This is a genomic window from Raineya sp. (assembly GCF_053497555.1).
Map to the genome: position 1 here is coordinate 26,236 of NZ_JBRCWE010000015.1, position 18,283 is coordinate 44,518.

The following is an 18,283-nucleotide window of genomic DNA, read 5'->3' on the forward strand; positions in this document are numbered from 1 at the left end:
CTATGATGAATAATATTGCCATTATTACGGCTCGTGGCGGCAGCAAACGCATACCTCGCAAAAATATCAAAGATTTTCTCGGCAAACCTATCATAGCCTATTCTATTGAAGCTAGTTTGCAAAGTGGTATCTTTCAGGAAGTAATGGTTTCTACTGATGATACCGAAATTGCCGAAGTAGCCCAAAAATACGGGGCGAAAGTTCCTTTTTTGCGTTCTGCCAAAAATTCTGATGACTTTGCCACCACTGCCGATGTGCTAACAGAAGTTTTGGAAAATTATGCCCAATTAGGACAAAATTTTCAGTATGCGTGCTGTCTGTACCCCACTGCTCCCTTCGTAACGGCAGAAAAATTACAAAAAGCCTTTCAGTTACTTACCGAAAGCAATGCCGATAGTGTAGTACCTGTGGCGACATTTAGCTATCCTATTTGGCGAAGCCTAAAAATTGAAAATGGCAAGTTGCAAATGAACTTCCCTGAAAATTTGAACAAGCGTTCCCAAGATTTGCCCCCTGCCTATCACGATGTAGGGCAATTTTATTTTTTTCAAGTAGCAAAGTTTCTATCTACCAAAAGATTATTTTCAGATTTTTCTGTACCTTTGCATATTTCAGAATTAGAAATGCAAGATATTGATAATGAAACTGATTGGAAATTGGCTGAATTGAAGTATAACCTAACAACATCTTTTTATGAATAATGACAGCTTCAAAGAAAATGATATTCGCCCAAAAAATCTGATGGGAAAACAGGCTATCGCAGCCACTATAGACATAGGAAGGCTACTAATCAAAGCAAATGAATTTACAGAAGTTAGTTGCCCTGCTTGTGAAAGTACAGATTACCAAAAAAAATATAACAAATATAGCCTTACTTTTGTAGAATGTAGAAAATGCAAAACAATTTTTACTAATCCTCGCCCAACAGAGGAAGTTCTTTCATATTTTTACAAAGATTCTGTCAATTATGCCTACTGGAACGAATATATATTTCCTGCATCAGAAGAGGTGAGAAGAAAAAAAATATTTGTACCAAGAGTTGATAAGACATTGATGTTTTGTCAAAAATACAATGTAGAAACAAATAGTTTATTGGAAGTAGGAGCTGGTTTTGGAACTTATTGTTTAGAAGCTAAAAGCAGAAATATCTTTCAGCGAATAGTAGCCGTAGAACCTACTCCTAATTTGGCTGAAACTTGCAGAAAGCGAGGTTTGGAGGTCATAGAAGATATGATAGAGAATATTCATTTTTCAGAAGAAGAGAAGTTTGATGTAGTAGTAAATTTTGAAGTAATAGAACATTTATTTTCTCCCAAAAACTTTATCATAAATTGCGGAAGGCTTCTTAAAAAAGGGGGACTTTTTATTGTTACTTGTCCCAATGGTCAGGGCTTTGATTTTATGGTTTTAGGTGAAAAATGTAATAGTCTTGACCACGAACATCTCAATTATTTTAATCCACAATCTTTAAGTTTGCTTTTAGAAAATTGTGGATTTGAAGTTTTAGAAAGTTTGACACCCGGTAAGTTAGATGCAGATTTAGTAAGAAACAAAATATTGGAAGGAGAATTTGATGTAAGCCAAAATCCTTTCTTAAAAAAGGTTCTGATAGAAGATTGGGATAACCTTGGTGATAAATTTCAGGAATTTTTGGCTGATAATGGCTTGTCTTCAAATATGTGGATTGTTGCAAGAAAATTATGAAATACTGCAAGAAATGCCTTCAAACCGATAAAAGACCAAATACCAAATTTGATGAGTTTGGTATTTGTCCTGCTTGTAATTACTTTGAAACGCTCAAAGAAGTTGATTGGGAAGAGCGTAAAGCCGAACTTCAAGAGATTGTAGCATTTGGTAAACAAAATAATCATTCAGGCTACGATTGTATTATTGGGGTAAGTGGTGGTAAAGATAGTACTAGACAGGCTTTGTACGTTCGGAATGTGCTGAAAATGAAGCCGCTTTTAGTTTGTCTTGCTTACCCACCCGAACAAATTACGCAAAGAGGAGCAGATAATATTTCTAATCTCATTAGCTTAGGTTTTGACTGCGTTACGATTGACCCCGCACCTGTGATTTGGAAAAAATTACTCAAAAAGGGATTCCAAATGTTTGGTAATTGGGCAAAATCTGCCGAATTGGCTTTGTTTAGTAGCGTTCCCAGATTGGCTATCGCTTATCAAATACCACTTATTTGGTGGGGAGAAAATCCTGCTTTACAATTGGGTGATATGGGAGCATTAGGCAAAACAGGAGGCGATGGAAACAACTTAAAGCACTTGAATACATTAGCAGGAGGGGACATTACTTGGCTTTTGAGTGAAGAAATTAAAAGAAACCAAATCTTGCAATATATTTATCCCAGTGATGAAGAAATGCAAAGGGCTAATTTACGGATAGTTTATTTGGGGTACTATTGGAAAGATTGGTCTTTGGTGAATAATGCTAATTATTCATCTTTGAGAGGATTGGACGTAAGAACTGATAAACCTTGGGAAATAGGAGAACCCTATGGTGTTACTGCTCTTGATGACAACTATGTAGCATTTAATCAGATGATAAAATACCTTAAATATGGTTTCGGTAGAACTACCGACTATATGAATGAAGAAATACGCATCGGCAGAATAACACGCGAAGAGGCTATCAAAATCACAGAAAAATTTGATGGTACTTGTGATGATAAATTTATAGAAATGTTTTGCAACCATATTGAAATTAGCAAGCAAGAGTTTTGGGAAATCATAGATAAATTTGTCAATAAGGATTTGTTTGAAAAAAATGCAGAAGGCAAGTGGGTGAGAAAATTTAAAGTTGGAGAGGATTATGAAATATAAACATACGCAAGTTGCTATCATAGACTACGACTTGGGCAATACTTACTCTGTACTAAATGCCATTGAATTTTTAGGCTACAAAGTATTTGTAACCTCCGACTACGAAAAGCTCAAAAAAGCTGATGCCATTATATTGCCCGGTGTGGGGGCTTTTGAAGCCGCTATCAAGTCTATTATTCGTAAAAATTTGGATAAAATACTTACCGAATTGGTCTTACAAGAGCAAAAACCTCTTTTAGGAATTTGCTTGGGTATGCAATTATTAGCCAACTCTTCTGAAGAAAATGGCTTTCATCAAGGATTAGGATTTATTGAAGGGGCTGTCAAAAAAATTATTCCTAAAACCAAAGCTACCGTGCCTCACGTAGGCTGGAACGACCTTAATATAGTTCAAGATAGCAAAATTTATTCAAAACTCAAAGATAGCAAAAACTTCTATTTTGACCACAGCTATCATTTTGAGTGCGAAAGTAAATATGTTTCTGCTACTTGCAATTATGGTGGTTTATCCTTAGTTGCTTCTGTACAAAAGAACAATATTTTCGGCGTACAATTTCACCCCGAGAAAAGCCAAAATAATGGATTACGCTTGTTTAGAGCCTTTATAGAAAATTCATAGGAAATGCTAAAAAGACGAATTATAGCGGTACTTACCGTAAAAGATGATATTGTAGTACAAAGCGTAGGTTTTCAGAAATACTTGCCTATTGGCAAGCCTGAAATAGCCGTTGAGTTTCTCAACAAATGGGGTATAGACGAAATTGCTTACAACGATATATCGGCTACCGCAAAAGGGAAAAAACCTAACTTTGAACTCATTAAAAAAGTTGCTAAAAAATGTTTTGTACCTTTGGCTGTGGGTGGAGGTATTAGTTCTTTGGAAGATGTAAGAAAACTCACACAATCGGGAGCTGATAAAGTGATAGTTAATCATTTACTTTTGCAAAATCCTGATGTAGTAAAAAGCATTGCAGAAAATTTTGGTAATCAATGCCTTATTGCCTCTTTGGATATAAAAAAAGATGTGGCTACCTATAAGCCTTACCATTATCTTACACAAAAATATTTGCCATATACTTTGCAAGAATGGGTAAGCCACATAGAAACTTTGGGAGCAGGTGAGTTGCTTATCAATAGTGTTGATAGAGACGGCTCTTATCAAGGATTTGATATAGAAGCCCTCAAAGCTATACAAAACTTTACCTCTATTCCAATGATTGCCTTGGGTGGAGCCAAAAATGCTCATAGCTTTATAGAACTATTCAAAGAAACCCAAGTAGATGCAGGAGCGGCAGGTAATTTTTTCCATTTTACCGAGCATAGTGTCAATATTTGTAAAGCACAAATCAACCGAGTTCAGGCTTGGGTTCGGTTGGAAACTAATGCTAACTATCAAGATAATCCTATTGATGAGGAAGGAAGACTTTTGAAAAAAGAAGATGATATTTTAGAGCATTTGCTTTTTGTAAAAATAGAAAAAGAAATTATTTGATGAAAATAAAAGTTTGCAGTCGTTGTCTTTATCACGAAAAGCACCCTTTGTATCTTACTTTTGATAAGGAAGGAGTATGCAGTGGCTGTCGTGTTCACGAAGAAAAAGATATTTTGAATTGGCAAGAGCGTGCCGAAAAACTGAGGAGTATTCTTGAAAACTATCGCAACCAATCGGGTAATAATTACGACTGCATTATTCCTGTGAGTGGTGCAAGAGATAGTTATTTTATTGTGCATACCATCAAAAATGTATTTGGTATGAACCCGCTGCTGGTTACCTACAATAAGCAATACAATACCGATGTCGGGGTGCGTAACTTGGCTAATCTTCGTATTCAGTTTGATTGCGATATAATGACTCTTTCAGTAAATCCTGAAACCTTAAAGAAAATCACAAGAGCTACTTTCAGACGCTTGGGCAGTATCTATTGGCATTGTTTGGCAGGGCAAACGGTTTTTCCTGTACAAATTGCAGTAAAATTCAAAATCCCTTTGATTATTTGGGGGGCTCATCAAGGGATTGACCAAGTGGGTATGTTTTCGCATCTTGATGAAGTAGAAATGACCAGAAAATACAGAAAAGAACACGACCTAATGGGGCTTGAAGCAGAGGACTTGATTGATGATTTTGATGAAATTACCGAAGAGGACATCAAACCTTTTATGTACCCCGATGATAAAGAATTGGAGCAAGTTGGTGTAAGGGGAATTTATCTAAACAATTACATTCGTTGGGACACCAAAGCCCAGCACGAAAAAATGATTGAACTATACGACTACGAAACACATAAACAAACCCGAACTTTTGATACTTACAATGATGTAGATTGTTGGAACTATTCTGATGTTCACGATTTTATTAAATTTGTAAAGCACGGCTATGGCAAAGTAACCGACCACGCTTGCCGAGAAATTAGGCTTCGCAGAATGACAAGAGAAGAAGGTTTAGCTTTAGTAGAACAATACCAGTACAAAGAACCTGAAAATTTGGAACTTTTTTTGAATTGGTTAGGCATTACGAAAAATAGTTTTTATTATATTCTAGACCAGTACCGCAACCCTATTTTTTGGGAAAGAGATGAAAATTGGCAATGGCGTTTCAAAAAAGAGGTTTTTGAACAACCTACTCCCGAACACATTGAAAATGCCAGATTAGAATTAAAAGAAAAAAATACTAATTTTGTACTTACAAGAGAAAAACACAGCTCAGACCACAAAAATAAATATATCATTATCGGTAAAGGAAAGTAATTTATGCAAATTGAGCAAAAAACATATATTTTAGAAGCACCTAAAAAGTTAATACTAAAAACAGACTTTATTGATACCGATAAGTTAAGCCCCAAACAAATAGTAGCTCAAACTCTTTTTTCAGCTATTTCTACGGGTACGGAATTAGCAGCTTATTTGGGAGTAGAACCTCTTAGAGAAGGAAAAGCCTATCCTCGCTTGCTCGGATATTGTAATTTAGCCAAAGTAGTACATAAAGGAAAAGATATTAACAACATAGAAATTGGAGATTTTATTTTAACCTTTCAATCTCATAGGAATTCTTTTGTTTTGAATGAAAATGATTTTTTCATTTTACTAAAAAATATAGATGAGGCATCAGTGCAAAAATTCACTTTCGCTTATCTTTATCATTTAGGCTATCACGCTCTACTTACTGCCTCTGCCAAAGCAGGGCATAATGTAGGAATTATTGGTATGGGAACGCTTGGATATACCACAGCTACAATGGCTTGCTTGGCTTCTTGTAATGTGTTTGTGTTTTCCAACCAGTCTGATATAACTTTTCCAAATGTTCAGGTCTTTCCCAAAAATATTGAAAGTTTAGATAAAATAAATCTTGAAACTAATAACATAGGTTTAGATATTGTAATAAACACCTCAAACACTTGGGAAGACTGGAAATTAGCCATAAAACTTGTTAATAAGGGTGGTACGATTGTAAATCTTGGTTTTCCGGGCAGGGGGCAAGATTTACCCCAATTTAATCCCCTTGACCCCAAAGAGTTATATGTAAAAAGTGTTACTATCAAATACTTGAGTGTATTAGATGAAAATTCACTGCCTTATTATCATCAAAGATTTAATATTGAGAGAAACTTGCAATATATTATCCGTTTAATAAAAACAGGCAAAATAAACGTTGAGGAAATTTGTTCAGAAAAAATATCTTACGATAAATTAGAAAACCAGTATGAAAAATACGCAGAGCAAAGAACCAAGCAGATGTATTCAACACTTTTAATTTGGTAAGAAATGAAATTAAATTACGGCTTAATAGGATTAGGGAGAATGGGAGCAGAACCTTCCACAAGAATAGAGCATTATATGAAAAATATCAATGATTGGTTACCTGTAAGCCACGCCGAAGTAGCTCTCAAATTATCTGATAGATTAAATTTTATAGCTTTATGCGATAAAAACAAAGAACGACTTAAGCATTTCTCTCAAATGTATGAAGTTCAGCATACTTACGATGATTATAAAAAAATGTTGGATAGTCATTCCTTTGAATTTATTTCTATTGCTACCCGAAGTGATGTCAGAGCCGATATTATAAAGTATGCTATTCAGAAAGGTATAGCGGGAATTTATGCAGAAAAGCCTTTTGTTCAAAGTCTTAAAGACTGCAAAGAAGTGCTGGCAATAGCCAAAGAAAAAAATGTGAAATTAGCCTTAGGTACTACTCGGCGGGGAATGGCTATTTATAGAAAAGCAAAAGAGCTTATAGAAAGCAGTCAGTATGGAAGTTTAGAACATATATCCATAGAGTATGGTGTAAATACTCTGATGTGGAATCACCCCCATTCAGCGGATATGATTGTGTATTATGCAGGAAATAATACAGCTATCCATAGCATACAAGCTAATGGCTACTACAACAACATACAAAATGATAAATTTATAGATGACGATTTGAATGTAAAGTCTGCTTATATTGAGTTTCAAAATGGAGTATCAGCTTCCTTTGTTGCTGGAAAAGGATATAACATCAGGCTATTTTTATCGGAAGCTATTATTACTATCATAGGTGATGGCTATTGCTTGGATATTGAAAAAAAAGGCGAAAATCCTTATTATTTTCACGAAAGAGAGCGTATTTTTTTAGAAAAAAGTATCAGCGGAGCAGAATACATTTTTAATGCTCTCGTGAGTAGCTTGACTGATAAGACAAAATTTAATATCTTTACCTACGATGAAATTCTGAAAGGAAATGAAATCATTTTTGGCATAGCTGAATCAATTATGAGAAAGGGAAGTATTATTTCGCCACAAGAAATAGACGAAGAGAGAGTAATAACTGGCAAATTTAATGGTTTGAGTGCATAAATTTCTAATATATGCAAGACACTCCCGATTTTATTCGTCAGAAGCAGTTTGAAATTATTGCTCAAAAAAGCGATGCCGAAAAATTACAAATGACTATGGAAATGATAGAATTGAGTTTGCAAATGGCTTACAATTTAATCAAAGGGCAAAATCCTCATTTCTCTCACAGGGAAATTATTGCCCATAGATTTGAAATGCTGTATAAGGATTGCTTTCAGCCTGATGAACTAGAGCGAATAAAAAAACATTTATTATTTGTAAAAGATGAATAATTGAGTAGTAATCTCATAATCCTGTAAAGTTTGGTATAAAAATGTCAAATATTGTATTAAGAGTAGAAAATCTTTGGAAGCAGTATCGTTTGGGGGTTACAGGAGCAGGCTCGCTACGCGAAGACTTGAACCGACTTTGGGCAAAAATAAAAGGCAAAGAGGATACTTTGGGAAAAATTGGAGAAACCAATGATAGAGCAACTATCCAAGGGGAATATGTTTGGGCTTTGCAAGACATCAACTTTGAAGTAAAGCAAGGAGAAGTATTAGGAATTATTGGTAAAAATGGAGCAGGAAAATCTACTTTGCTCAAAATACTCTCCAAAGTAACCAGCCCTACCCAAGGTAAAATTTATGCCAAAGGCAGAGTAGCAAGTCTTTTAGAAGTAGGTACAGGATTTCACCCCGAGCTTACAGGCAGAGAGAACATCTTTCTGAATGGTGCTATTTTAGGAATGACAAAAAACGATATTCGGAAAAAGTTTGATGAGATTGTAGAGTTTTCAGGAATTGGTAAATACATTGATACGCCTGTAAAAAGATATAGCTCGGGAATGTATGTGCGTTTGGCTTTTGCTGTTGCTGCCCACCTTGAACCTGAAATTTTAATCATAGACGAGGTGCTTGCCGTAGGTGATGCCGAATTTCAGAAAAAGTGCCTTGGCAAAATGAAAGACGTAAGCGGCGAAGGCAGAACGGTGCTGTTTGTAAGTCATAATATGGGGGCGGTTCGTGGATTATGTACCAAAGCCCTACTAATGAAAAATGGGAAATTAGATTTCATTGGAGAAGTTGAAAAAGTAATATCTCAATATCTTATCAATCCCACAGGAAAATTTCAGATAGGACAAGAAGGGAAAGACGAACAAGTAATTATTCAAGAAGTTACACTTTTTAATAGCAAAGGGGAAGCAACGCAAGACTTCAAAACGGGCGAAAGCCTGACCGTAGAAATAAAATATTTTGCAAAAAACCTTTTTGAAAGACCTTTCTTTTGGATAGGTGTAGAAAGCCAATACGGCTCTTTATTCGGAGCCAATATGTTTATAGATGGACAATGCCCCCAAAAAATTCAGGGAGAAGGTGTTATCAGATGTACTTTTAAGGAACTACCACTTCTGCCTCAAACATATAGTATCTGGGTAGGAGCAAGAGCCAATGATGCTCGCACTTTCCTTACCAAATCCAAAGAAGTTGCTTTTTTTAATATTAACAATAAAGTTGAAGGTAATTCGGACTATGCCGACATTATCGCAACCCAATCAAGCCCAATATTATTGCCGTATGAATGGAGTTACTAAAAAGAGATTGGTTGTTGTTCCGGGTATAAGTCATTTATTAGAAGTAGTTGCTTTACTGAAACAAGAAACATTAGAAAATGAAAAATTCGAAGACTATTTAATTTTAGCTCAATTCTGTGTCTATAATAATCCAACTAAACTATCTATTTTTGAAAAAACTTGTACTGAAATAGCCAATATTATACATAATTGGCATAGTGTCATTCAATTGAATGATGAAGAAGACTTTATCAAACTTCCAACACAAGAAGCCATCAGTTATATTTTATCAAAAACAAAGATTAAGCAAGCTCATAAAATATACATTGTTAGAAATTTTCAAGCAACCAACGAGTTATTATTAAAGACTTACCCTGATGCTGATGTATGTATTTATGGAGATTTAGGTTATTTTGATAGTAACATACCAGAACAAGTCGCTCATAAATATCAAATCTCTCTTTCAGTTCCTATTGAATTTAAGCCAATACCTCCTTATAAAACTTTTAGCCTAATTGACAAAAAAAATATAGCTCATAATCACCTACAAGTAGAAGAGTATGTAAATAAAAAATTACAGAAGTATCTTGAAATAAAAAAGAAATCTAATCAAAATAATATACTCATTTTAACCAATAATCATACGGAGTCTGGACTAATAAGTAGTCTTGAACTTGAAATTCAGTATTATTTAGATGTTTTAAGTAAATATATTTCTTCTGAAACGGTAGTTTACATTAAAGCACACCCAAGACAAACCTTAAACCAGTCTTATTTGCTTTCTGAAAAATTAGAAAAAGAATTAGGCATTGGCTCTGTTGTTTTTGATGAAGACATATCCGTAATTCCATCAGAACTTGTAATAAAAATACTTGATTTCAAAAGTGTAATTACCCTAGCCTCTGGAACTTATTTGTATATTAAATACTTACACAATATTACTACAGAGCAGGGAATAGATGAATATATTATTCGTAAATATTTTAGGCGAATATATCAAAACTATATGACCTATGCGGTGGAAATCATGAAAAAACTATACGAAAATGTGAATGAAATTGCTGATAACAAAACTTTATTAAAGTTTGAAAAATCCAATATGGTACAAGTACCTAATCCTATCATAAGCAATGGAGAAGTGAGTTTAGTAAAAACTATTGAAAATAGCACGATAATAAACCTTTATCACAAAATTTTCAATTTATCAGTAAATACATACTTCAAAGAAACCGAAACATTTATTCTAAAATGTAATACTACTGGATATAGGTTTTTATATCCTTTTGACATTGCCGGTGATGGAAGTTTTTATGAGTTCTTGCAACAATATGATTGGTATTATATGCCTTGGAAGTGGGAACATCAAAAAGTCAGAGATAGAATAAATGAACTTGGCGATGAATTGAAAATATTGGAAATTGGCTGTGCAAAAGGTTCTTTTATTGAAAGACTCTCGCAAGAAGGTTACAAATGTGTAGGGTTAGAATTAAATAAAAAAGCAAAGCAAGAAGCACAAGAGAGAGAACTAAATGTGCTTGCTGAAACTATACAAGAACATTCGCTAAAATTTGAAAATTATTATGATATAGTTTGCTCTTTCCAAGTTATGGAGCATATACCTAATATTGGAGAAGTATTGGAAGCCTCAGTTAAGTCCTTGAAAAAGGGAGGCAGTTTATTCATTAGTGTTCCTAATAATGCATCTTTTTTGGGATTAGACGAGAATAATCCGTTAAATATGCCTCCACACCATATGGGATTATGGGACGAAACAGCACTGAAAAATATTGCTCCTTTTTTTGGATTAGAAGTAAAAAGTATTTATTTAGAACCTCTGCAAGAATATCATAAATCATACTTTAACTCTATAATAAATAATTTACTTTACGAGCAGTACAAGTATTACAGAGAAAAATATGGAATTATTGGCAGATTATACTTCAAATTTTTTAAATATAAAGTCAGAAAAAGAATTTATCGGGCTATGCCACAAATAGAAAACTTTACAATTATTGCGGAGTATATAAAACTATGAAATCCTACCTCAATCTTGGCTGTGGGCAACGCTTTCACCCCGAATGGACAAATATAGACTTTGTAAGCCAAAGCCCTTATGTGCAGGCACACAACCTACTGAATGGTATTCCTTTTCCCAATGAAAGTTTTGAGGTAGTGTATCATTCTCACGTTTTAGAACATTTTACCAAAACCGATGGCAAAAAGTTTTTAGCAGAATGTTACAGAGTATTAAAACCCGCAGGAATAATACGCATAGCCATTCCTGATTTAGAAAGAATAGTAAGAGAATATCTAAAAAATTTAGAATTAGCCTTGCAAGGCAACAAGCAAGCAGAGCATAACTACGAATGGATAATGCTTGAGCTATATGACCAAACCGTTAGAACTCAAAGCGGTGGCGATATGGCTAAATACATATTTCAACCTGAAATTCCTAACGAAAGCTATGTTTTTGAGCGAATAGGCGAGGAAGGACGTTTATTGCGAAAAATGTATTTGGATAGCTTAAAAAATCCCACTAATCCTCAGCCCGCTGCCAAAGATAATAGGAGCTTTATACGAAAAACATTAAGTAAAGCGAAAACCTTACTCAAAAATATCCTGCTAAAAAATGAGGTACAATTTTATCAAGAAAATTTGAAATATACCTATTTAGGGCAATTTCGTCTGGGGGGCGAAATACACCAATGGATGTACGATAGATACTCTTTGAGTAAGTTATTAAAGGAAGTTGGGTTTGATAATATTCAAATCAAAACGGCTTTTGAAAGCAATATACCCCAATGGAACAGCTATGAATTGGAAAGCAAAAATGGCGTTATTTTTAAACCCGACTCGCTTTTTATAGAAGCTAACAAATAAACTATGAAAATCTTACACATCAATACTTACGATTTTGGCGGTGCCGCCAAGTCATGCATTAGATTGCATTTAGGACTACTCAAAACTAATCTTTCTTCAAAAGTCCTTCTCAATCAAAAAACACAAAATGTTGAAAATACATTTGTTTTTCAAGATACTACCGAGCATAGCTTTGGGAAAAAACTAAAAAATAAAGTCATTAGAATAGCCAAAGAACTGAAGATTCTACCCTTGTATAACGCACAAGAAAAACGAGTTATTCAGTTGCAAAAGGAACGTAAGGGTTTAGAGGCATTTAACTTTCCTATTTCTACATCAGACATCACCCAAAACCCACTCTACTACGAAGCAGACATCATTAATCTGCATTGGGTAGCCAATTTTTTGGATTGGAAAACCTTTTTTGCCCAAAACACCAAACCCATAGTCTGGACTTTGCACGACCAAAACCCTTTCTTAGGCATAGAACATTACGCAGAACGATTTATAGGCATTGATGAAAACGGCTATCCGATACCAAGAAAATATACTGACTTAGAACTCCAAGAAAGTGCGTATTGGCTCATCTACAAAAAAAAGTGCTTGCAAAACGTTAAAAATTTACATATTGTATCGCCCTCAAAATGGCTTTTAGAAAGTTCAAAAAATAGCGAACTCTTTGCCCAGTATCCACACTATCATATTCCGTATGGCTTTCCTACGGATATTTTCAGACCTCTTGACAAAAAAGTATGCCGAGAAATATTAGGCTTGCCTTTGGAAAAGAAAATTATCCTTTTTGTAGCTGATAGTGTTGAAAGTACCCGTAAAGGCTTCGCATTCCTAAAAAAAGCCTTAGAACAATTACAAAACCCAGAAGTTTGCTTGTGTGCTATCGGTTCTAAAACCCAACTTGAACAAAAAGAAAATCTCATAGAACTCGGAAAAATTGTAGATGAACGACTGATGGCTATGGCTTATTCTGCCGCCGATGTATTTGTTATTCCTTCATTAGAGGACAATTTGCCCAATACTATGATTGAATCCCTGCTTTGTGGAACACCTGTTGTGGGTTTTCCCACGGGAGGAATATGTGATGTTGTAGAAAATGGAAAAAATGGTTACCTTTGTGAAGAGATTTCAGTGCAGAATTTATATGAAGCCATTGGTTGGACACTTGAAAATCTCAATAGTTTGAATAGATACCTGATAAGCAATGATGCAATACAAAAATTTAGCTTAAACAAACAGGCAGAAGCATATAAGAAACTTTATCACTTTGTACTTTATGGAAATGCCTAAAATATCCATTATAACTCCTAGCTACAATCAGGGGCAATATTTAGAAGAAACAATTTTATCTGTAATTGGACAAAACTACCCAAACTTAGAATATATTATTATTGATGGAGGCAGTACGGATAACTCCGTGGAAATCATAAAAAAATATGAAAAATATTTGACTTATTGGGTTAGTGAAAAAGATAAAGGGCAAAGCCACGCTTTAAATAAAGGTATTGCAAAAGCAAGTGGTTCTATTTTAGCTTGGTTAAATTCTGATGATTTTTATGAAAAGGACACATTATCTTATGTTTCTAATCAATTTCTTTCTAAAAATATAGATGTTTTATGTGGGGCTTGCTGTATGATTACAAATCTTGGAGAGAAAAAATATTTGATGAGTAAAGATATTAACCTTTCTTCATTGCTGCGTTATTGGGAGATAGATTTCTGTCCTCCACAACCATCAATATTCTTTTCTAGAAGAGCTTTCCAAGAGCTTGGTAAATTTGATGAAAATCTTCATTATGCAATGGACTATGATTTATGGCTGACTATTTCCAATAAATACACTTTTTATTGTACAGAAAAATTACTATCTTACTATAGAGTTCATTCTACTTCCAAAACGGGCACTTCCGATGGTTTTGAGAAATTTAGACCTGAATGGCAAAAAGTGGCTCATAAGCATTTACAAAATGCCCCAACTATTGTCAAAACAATATTTTATCTTTCAAAGTACAAAAATCAATTGCCTAAACAAACTTTGTATTATATTAAACGTATGTATTCCTTCCTTAAAAATGGTAAGTAAATGAGGCAAGAAAACATAGAAATATCTATAATTATTCCTTGCTTTAATAGTGGGAATTTTCTTTTAGAAACTCTGAAAAGTATAGATACTTCTCACCCAATAATGAACCATACAGAAATAATCATAATTAACGACGGAAGTAGCGACGTTGAAACAATAAAAATATTAAATGATTTATCTGCTAAATTTCTAGTTTTACATAAAACTAACGGAGGACCAGCTTCTGCAAGAAATTACGGAATAAAACATTCTGTTGGAAAGTATATTTTTACATTAGATAGTGACAATTTAATTTTGATGGATTACTTAGTCATCGGAAAAGAAATATTAGATAAAAATGAGCAAATAGGTGTAGTTTATGCCGCTCCTGAATATTTTGGTGATATAAATTCCGATAGTCAAACTTGGCAAAATCAAAGTTTACTATCGTTAGCAGAAGCAAATTTTATTGATATGTGTGCTATGTTTCGTAAAGATATATGGTCTAAAGTTGGAGGATTAAATGAAAGTAAAATTTTAATTGGACACGAGGACTGGGAGTTTTGGCTCAAAATTGCATTATTGACAAATAAGCAATTTTATTTTATTGACCAAAAATTGTTCAAATATAGAGTTCGCTTGCAAGACTCTGTTAGTATTGTGTATAATAACAGTTGTAGAAAAACTGCATACAAGTTGCATTATCTGTATGATATAAGAAAAAAGTTTCTTTCCAAATTTCTGAAAAGAAGAGAAATCAGTAAAGAAAAATATTGTGAAATTTTAGGTAAAATAACTGGTAATACATCTATGTTACACTTACAGTGTGGCAGTATTTGGATTGCACTTGTAAATCTGTTTAGAAATATTTTTTTATACAGATACAACTCTTTTGAATTTATTAAAGGTTTTATTTACTGGCTTAAAATAAAAGTTTTTAAAAAAAGCAATGTTTTATGAGTTTGATTCACAGGTTACAAAGTATTTGGAGAATATTTTATTTCACTGAACTTGTTTATGCATTATACCACTTTTTCGTCACCAAAAAACTTGCTCAGAAAAATATTCAACTCCAACGGTTGCTTATTTTTGCAATTGCCTGTGCCGATAAGGGTTACAAACTCACCTTAGAAGGCAAGGAACTTATCAAAGTAGCAGGGATTGGTAAAGATAAGAATTTGAGTATTTTAGTTAGAAAATATACACGTGATTTGTTGGTTTTTGAAGGATTTTTTATTTTTGATGACTACCAAAAATTCATCACACAAATTCAAGAAAAAAAGACTGAAGTAAAATTCATCATAGATGCGGGTGCTAATATTGGTTGTGCTACTCTATATCTACATAGTTATTTTCCTAAATCCCAAATCATTTGCATTGAGCCTGAAAAAACCAACTTTGAACTATTAGAAAAAAATATAATACTGAACAAACTGCAAAAACAAGTTGTATGTATTCGTAAAGCATTGTGGAATACCACTACTGAGTTGGAATTGAGAAGGATAGACTTTTCTAATGACGGCTTTCACGTCATTGCAGAGGGTATCACACACGAAATTATTGATAAAGTACCTACCTGCACAATACCTGAATTAGCCAAAGAAAAACAAATTGATATTCTAAAAATAGACATTGAAGGAGCAGAAAAAACAATCTTTACAGACCAAAAGCACTTGCAAGCGTTTCTGCCCCAAACACAAAGTATCATAATGGAAGTACATCAAGAACATATCAGCGATGAACAGATTATAAGCACTTTACAAAATTTTAACTTTAATGCTTTTTTAACTCAAATTGAAGGGCAACCCTCTGCAATTTTAGCTTTTAATAAGACAAAAGAAAATGGCTACTAGTTTTGTTTATTTCTCTTCGGGGAAAGATTTTTTACACAACCGAACTATATTTTCAGTTTTAAGTTTATTATGCTACTATCCTGTACAAATAGATGATAAAATACTCATATATACCGACCAGATAAACTACTATCAAAAGTTTCTTTCTGAAAGTTCTCTTGTAGAATACCATTTGCTAAGTCAAGAGAAAATTCAGGAAATGATGGGAGATGATGACCTTATTCATAGAGTAAAAATTGGAGTTATTGAAAATGCCACCCTACAGTATCCCCAAAACAATATTTTCTACATTGATTCAGACACTTTTTTCTACCAAGATTTCTCAGAAATTATTAGTAAAATAGAGCCTCAAACGTCAATAATGCACAAGTTTGAGTATCAGATGAGTTTTTTAGGAACTTATCCCACTAATGATAAAGACCATTTCAGAGCCGTCTATGATTTACTTTCACAGCACAAGTTTATTATTCAGAACAAAGAAACAGCCATACCCCCCGAAAGTTTTGCCTCTTGGAATGCAGGAATTATCGGACTGCACAAAAATAATTTTCATTGGCTTAAAGCAGTATACGAATTGACAGACCAACTCTATGCACCCACAAAAAATCACGCTTGCGAGCAGTACGCCTTTTCTTACTTTTTGCAAACTCGCTCAAAGCTTATAGATTGTGAAAAATACAATCGCCATTATTGGCATAGAATTGAAAAGAAAATCGTAGATGAATTTTTAGCCAAAAAACTTAATGATAGCTTTGCTAACTTATCTTTGGAAGAAAAAAAATCATTGACAGAAGAGTGGGCAAAATATCTGCTCAAAAAGATACCTAATCACGAGTATATGCATCGCTACAATGCAATGATCGCCTTTCAGGAAAAACATTTTTGGCAAGGTTACAAAGAAAGTCTGAAAACACTACTGGCTAATCCTATGCAAGATTTTACATTTTTCAAAGATATTGCTTATCATACTAAACGAATGCTTTTGGGCGATGCAAAATAAGGTTTCTGTAAAAGTCGGGTTCTTAATTTCATACGATTGGATTTTATTAAAAAATGCTTTACCACTTGTATATCAAGCGGCTGATGCTATTTATTTGGCAATTGACAAAAAACGCATCACTTGGAGTGGTAATCCTTTTGAAATAGATGAAGCAGATTTTCAAAATTTTATTAACCAAATTGATACCGATAAGAAAATTCAGCTGTATGAAGATGATTTCTACGTACCTTCACTTTCTCCTATGCAATGCGAAGTGAGAGAACGAAACCTGCTTGCCAAGGCAATGGGTGAAGGAGGCTGGCATATCCAGTTAGATGTAGATGAGTATTTTATTGATTTTGCTGGATTTGTAGAATACCTGCAACAACTATCTTGGAAGCAAAAAGCTGTAAATGTAAATGTTAGCTTGATTAACCTATTCAAAAAGACAGAAAGAGGTTATTTGGTTATAGCTAATAACGAATTAGACCTCATACAAGTAGCAAGCAATAAGCCTTATTACGAATATGGCAGGAAAAATGGATATTTCAATCATATAGCCCCTTTTTATATGTTACACGATACTTGGTCGAGAAGTGAAGAAGAAGTATGGCAAAAAATTTCTAACTGGGGGCATAAAACAGACTTTGATACAACAAAATATTTTGATTTTTGGAAAAATATTGATGAAAGCAATTATGCTCAAATACGCAATTTTCACCCATTACAGCCCGAAAAATGGAATAAATTAGTTTTCTTTGAAGGCAAAAATATTCAAGAACTCATTCAAAATTTTCAAAATTATCCTTTTCCTTTGTCTAAATTTCAGTTATTTTTGAAGAATAATCGTAATATTGCAAGAGTTAAGTATGTTTGGAATAAACTTTTCAAGTAAATGTTTAAACAACTAAAAAATAAGTTCCACGAGTGGAATGCCGCAAGAGAGCTGAAAAAATACGCCCCTTTACTTGCCAAAGAATCAGAAGGGCTAAATGCAGAACAATTGGTAGAACTTATCTATAGCCCCAAATGGGAGCGTTTCTTTTGGATAAAACAAGTACCAGAAGAAATTTTAAATCTTACCAAATTGATTGAACAGCAAAGACCAAAATGTATATTAGAGATAGGTACTGCAAATGGAGGTTCTCTTTTCTTATTTTCAAAATTAGCAGATAAAAATGCCACCATTATATCTATTGACTTACCAGGCGGCAAATACGGAGGAGGATACCCCAAATATAAAGAAAATTTCTACCACTCTTTTGCAAGTGAAAATCAGAAAATAATACTTTATAG

At 33.8% G+C, this 18,283-nt stretch carries 19 protein-coding genes; all 19 read left to right on the plus strand.

From position 1 onward, the window contains the following. Nucleotides 1-2: 2 nt before the first annotated feature. Nucleotides 3-701 carry a pseudaminic acid cytidylyltransferase gene (gene pseF, locus ACWITO_RS01575; RefSeq protein ID WP_448528258.1) on the plus strand — a complete coding sequence of 233 codons (699 nt, stop codon included), beginning with the start codon at nucleotides 3-5 and terminating at the stop codon, nucleotides 699-701. Then, nucleotides 694-1,704 (plus strand): class I SAM-dependent methyltransferase, encoded by a 1,011-nt coding sequence (locus ACWITO_RS01580; protein WP_448528259.1) that lies wholly within the window; start codon nucleotides 694-696, stop codon nucleotides 1,702-1,704. The genes pseF and ACWITO_RS01580 overlap by 8 nt, the downstream gene beginning before the upstream one ends. Further along, on the plus strand, nucleotides 1,701-2,837 hold the full coding sequence (locus ACWITO_RS01585) for an N-acetyl sugar amidotransferase (protein WP_448528260.1): 1,137 nt from the start codon (nucleotides 1,701-1,703) through the stop codon (nucleotides 2,835-2,837). Before ACWITO_RS01580 ends, ACWITO_RS01585 begins: the two co-directional genes overlap by 4 nt. After that, on the plus strand, nucleotides 2,827-3,456 hold the full coding sequence (gene hisH / locus ACWITO_RS01590; RefSeq protein ID WP_448528261.1) for an imidazole glycerol phosphate synthase subunit HisH: 630 nt from the start codon (nucleotides 2,827-2,829) through the stop codon (nucleotides 3,454-3,456). Before ACWITO_RS01585 ends, hisH begins: the two co-directional genes overlap by 11 nt. A 3-nt stretch (nucleotides 3,457-3,459) precedes the next feature. After that, on the plus strand, nucleotides 3,460-4,329 hold the full coding sequence (gene hisF, locus ACWITO_RS01595) for an imidazole glycerol phosphate synthase subunit HisF (RefSeq protein WP_448528262.1): 870 nt from the start codon (nucleotides 3,460-3,462) through the stop codon (nucleotides 4,327-4,329). Beyond that, the gene (locus ACWITO_RS01600) at nucleotides 4,329-5,582 is read left to right on the plus strand and encodes an N-acetyl sugar amidotransferase (RefSeq protein WP_448528263.1); all 1,254 of its coding nucleotides are present in this window, start codon (nucleotides 4,329-4,331) and stop codon (nucleotides 5,580-5,582) included. Before hisF ends, ACWITO_RS01600 begins: the two co-directional genes overlap by 1 nt. A gap of 3 nt (nucleotides 5,583-5,585) precedes the next feature. Beyond that, nucleotides 5,586-6,593 (plus strand): hypothetical protein, encoded by a 1,008-nt coding sequence (locus ACWITO_RS01605; RefSeq protein ID WP_448528264.1) that lies wholly within the window; start codon nucleotides 5,586-5,588, stop codon nucleotides 6,591-6,593. Between the two features lie 3 nt (nucleotides 6,594-6,596). Then, nucleotides 6,597-7,670, plus strand: a complete 1,074-nt coding sequence (locus tag ACWITO_RS01610) for a Gfo/Idh/MocA family protein (RefSeq protein ID WP_448528265.1) — start codon at nucleotides 6,597-6,599, stop codon at nucleotides 7,668-7,670. 11 nt (nucleotides 7,671-7,681) lie between these two features. Beyond that, nucleotides 7,682-7,942: a hypothetical protein gene (locus ACWITO_RS01615; RefSeq protein ID WP_448528266.1), complete on the plus strand. Its 261-nt coding sequence runs from the start codon at nucleotides 7,682-7,684 to the stop codon at nucleotides 7,940-7,942. 41 nt (nucleotides 7,943-7,983) lie between these two features. Next, nucleotides 7,984-9,243, plus strand: a complete 1,260-nt coding sequence (locus tag ACWITO_RS01620) for an ABC transporter ATP-binding protein (protein WP_448528267.1) — start codon at nucleotides 7,984-7,986, stop codon at nucleotides 9,241-9,243. Continuing rightward, complete coding sequence (locus ACWITO_RS01625; RefSeq protein WP_448528268.1) at nucleotides 9,227-11,257, plus strand: methyltransferase domain-containing protein; 2,031 nt, start codon at nucleotides 9,227-9,229, stop codon at nucleotides 11,255-11,257. Before ACWITO_RS01620 ends, ACWITO_RS01625 begins: the two co-directional genes overlap by 17 nt. After that, complete coding sequence (locus ACWITO_RS01630) at nucleotides 11,254-12,102, plus strand: class I SAM-dependent methyltransferase (RefSeq protein ID WP_448528269.1); 849 nt, start codon at nucleotides 11,254-11,256, stop codon at nucleotides 12,100-12,102. Before ACWITO_RS01625 ends, ACWITO_RS01630 begins: the two co-directional genes overlap by 4 nt. 3 nt (nucleotides 12,103-12,105) lie before the next feature. Then, nucleotides 12,106-13,383 (plus strand): glycosyltransferase, encoded by a 1,278-nt coding sequence (locus ACWITO_RS01635; RefSeq protein ID WP_448528270.1) that lies wholly within the window; start codon nucleotides 12,106-12,108, stop codon nucleotides 13,381-13,383. Beyond that, entirely contained in the window at nucleotides 13,370-14,176 is an 807-nt protein-coding gene (locus tag ACWITO_RS01640) for a glycosyltransferase family 2 protein (RefSeq protein WP_448528271.1), read from the plus strand. The genes ACWITO_RS01635 and ACWITO_RS01640 overlap by 14 nt, the downstream gene beginning before the upstream one ends. Then, nucleotides 14,177-15,115: a glycosyltransferase family A protein gene (locus ACWITO_RS01645; protein ID WP_448528272.1), complete on the plus strand. Its 939-nt coding sequence runs from the start codon at nucleotides 14,177-14,179 to the stop codon at nucleotides 15,113-15,115. Further along, nucleotides 15,112-16,008 (plus strand): FkbM family methyltransferase, encoded by an 897-nt coding sequence (locus tag ACWITO_RS01650; protein WP_448528273.1) that lies wholly within the window; start codon nucleotides 15,112-15,114, stop codon nucleotides 16,006-16,008. Before ACWITO_RS01645 ends, ACWITO_RS01650 begins: the two co-directional genes overlap by 4 nt. After that, nucleotides 15,998-17,008 (plus strand): hypothetical protein, encoded by a 1,011-nt coding sequence (locus ACWITO_RS01655; RefSeq protein ID WP_448528274.1) that lies wholly within the window; start codon nucleotides 15,998-16,000, stop codon nucleotides 17,006-17,008. The genes ACWITO_RS01650 and ACWITO_RS01655 overlap by 11 nt, the downstream gene beginning before the upstream one ends. Continuing rightward, nucleotides 16,965-17,882, plus strand: coding sequence for a hypothetical protein (locus ACWITO_RS01660; RefSeq protein WP_448528275.1), 918 nt, complete (start codon nucleotides 16,965-16,967; stop codon nucleotides 17,880-17,882). The genes ACWITO_RS01655 and ACWITO_RS01660 overlap by 44 nt, the downstream gene beginning before the upstream one ends. Further along, nucleotides 17,883-18,283 (plus strand): CmcI family methyltransferase (locus ACWITO_RS01665; RefSeq protein WP_448528276.1); only part of this gene is annotated, 401 nt, incomplete at its 3' end.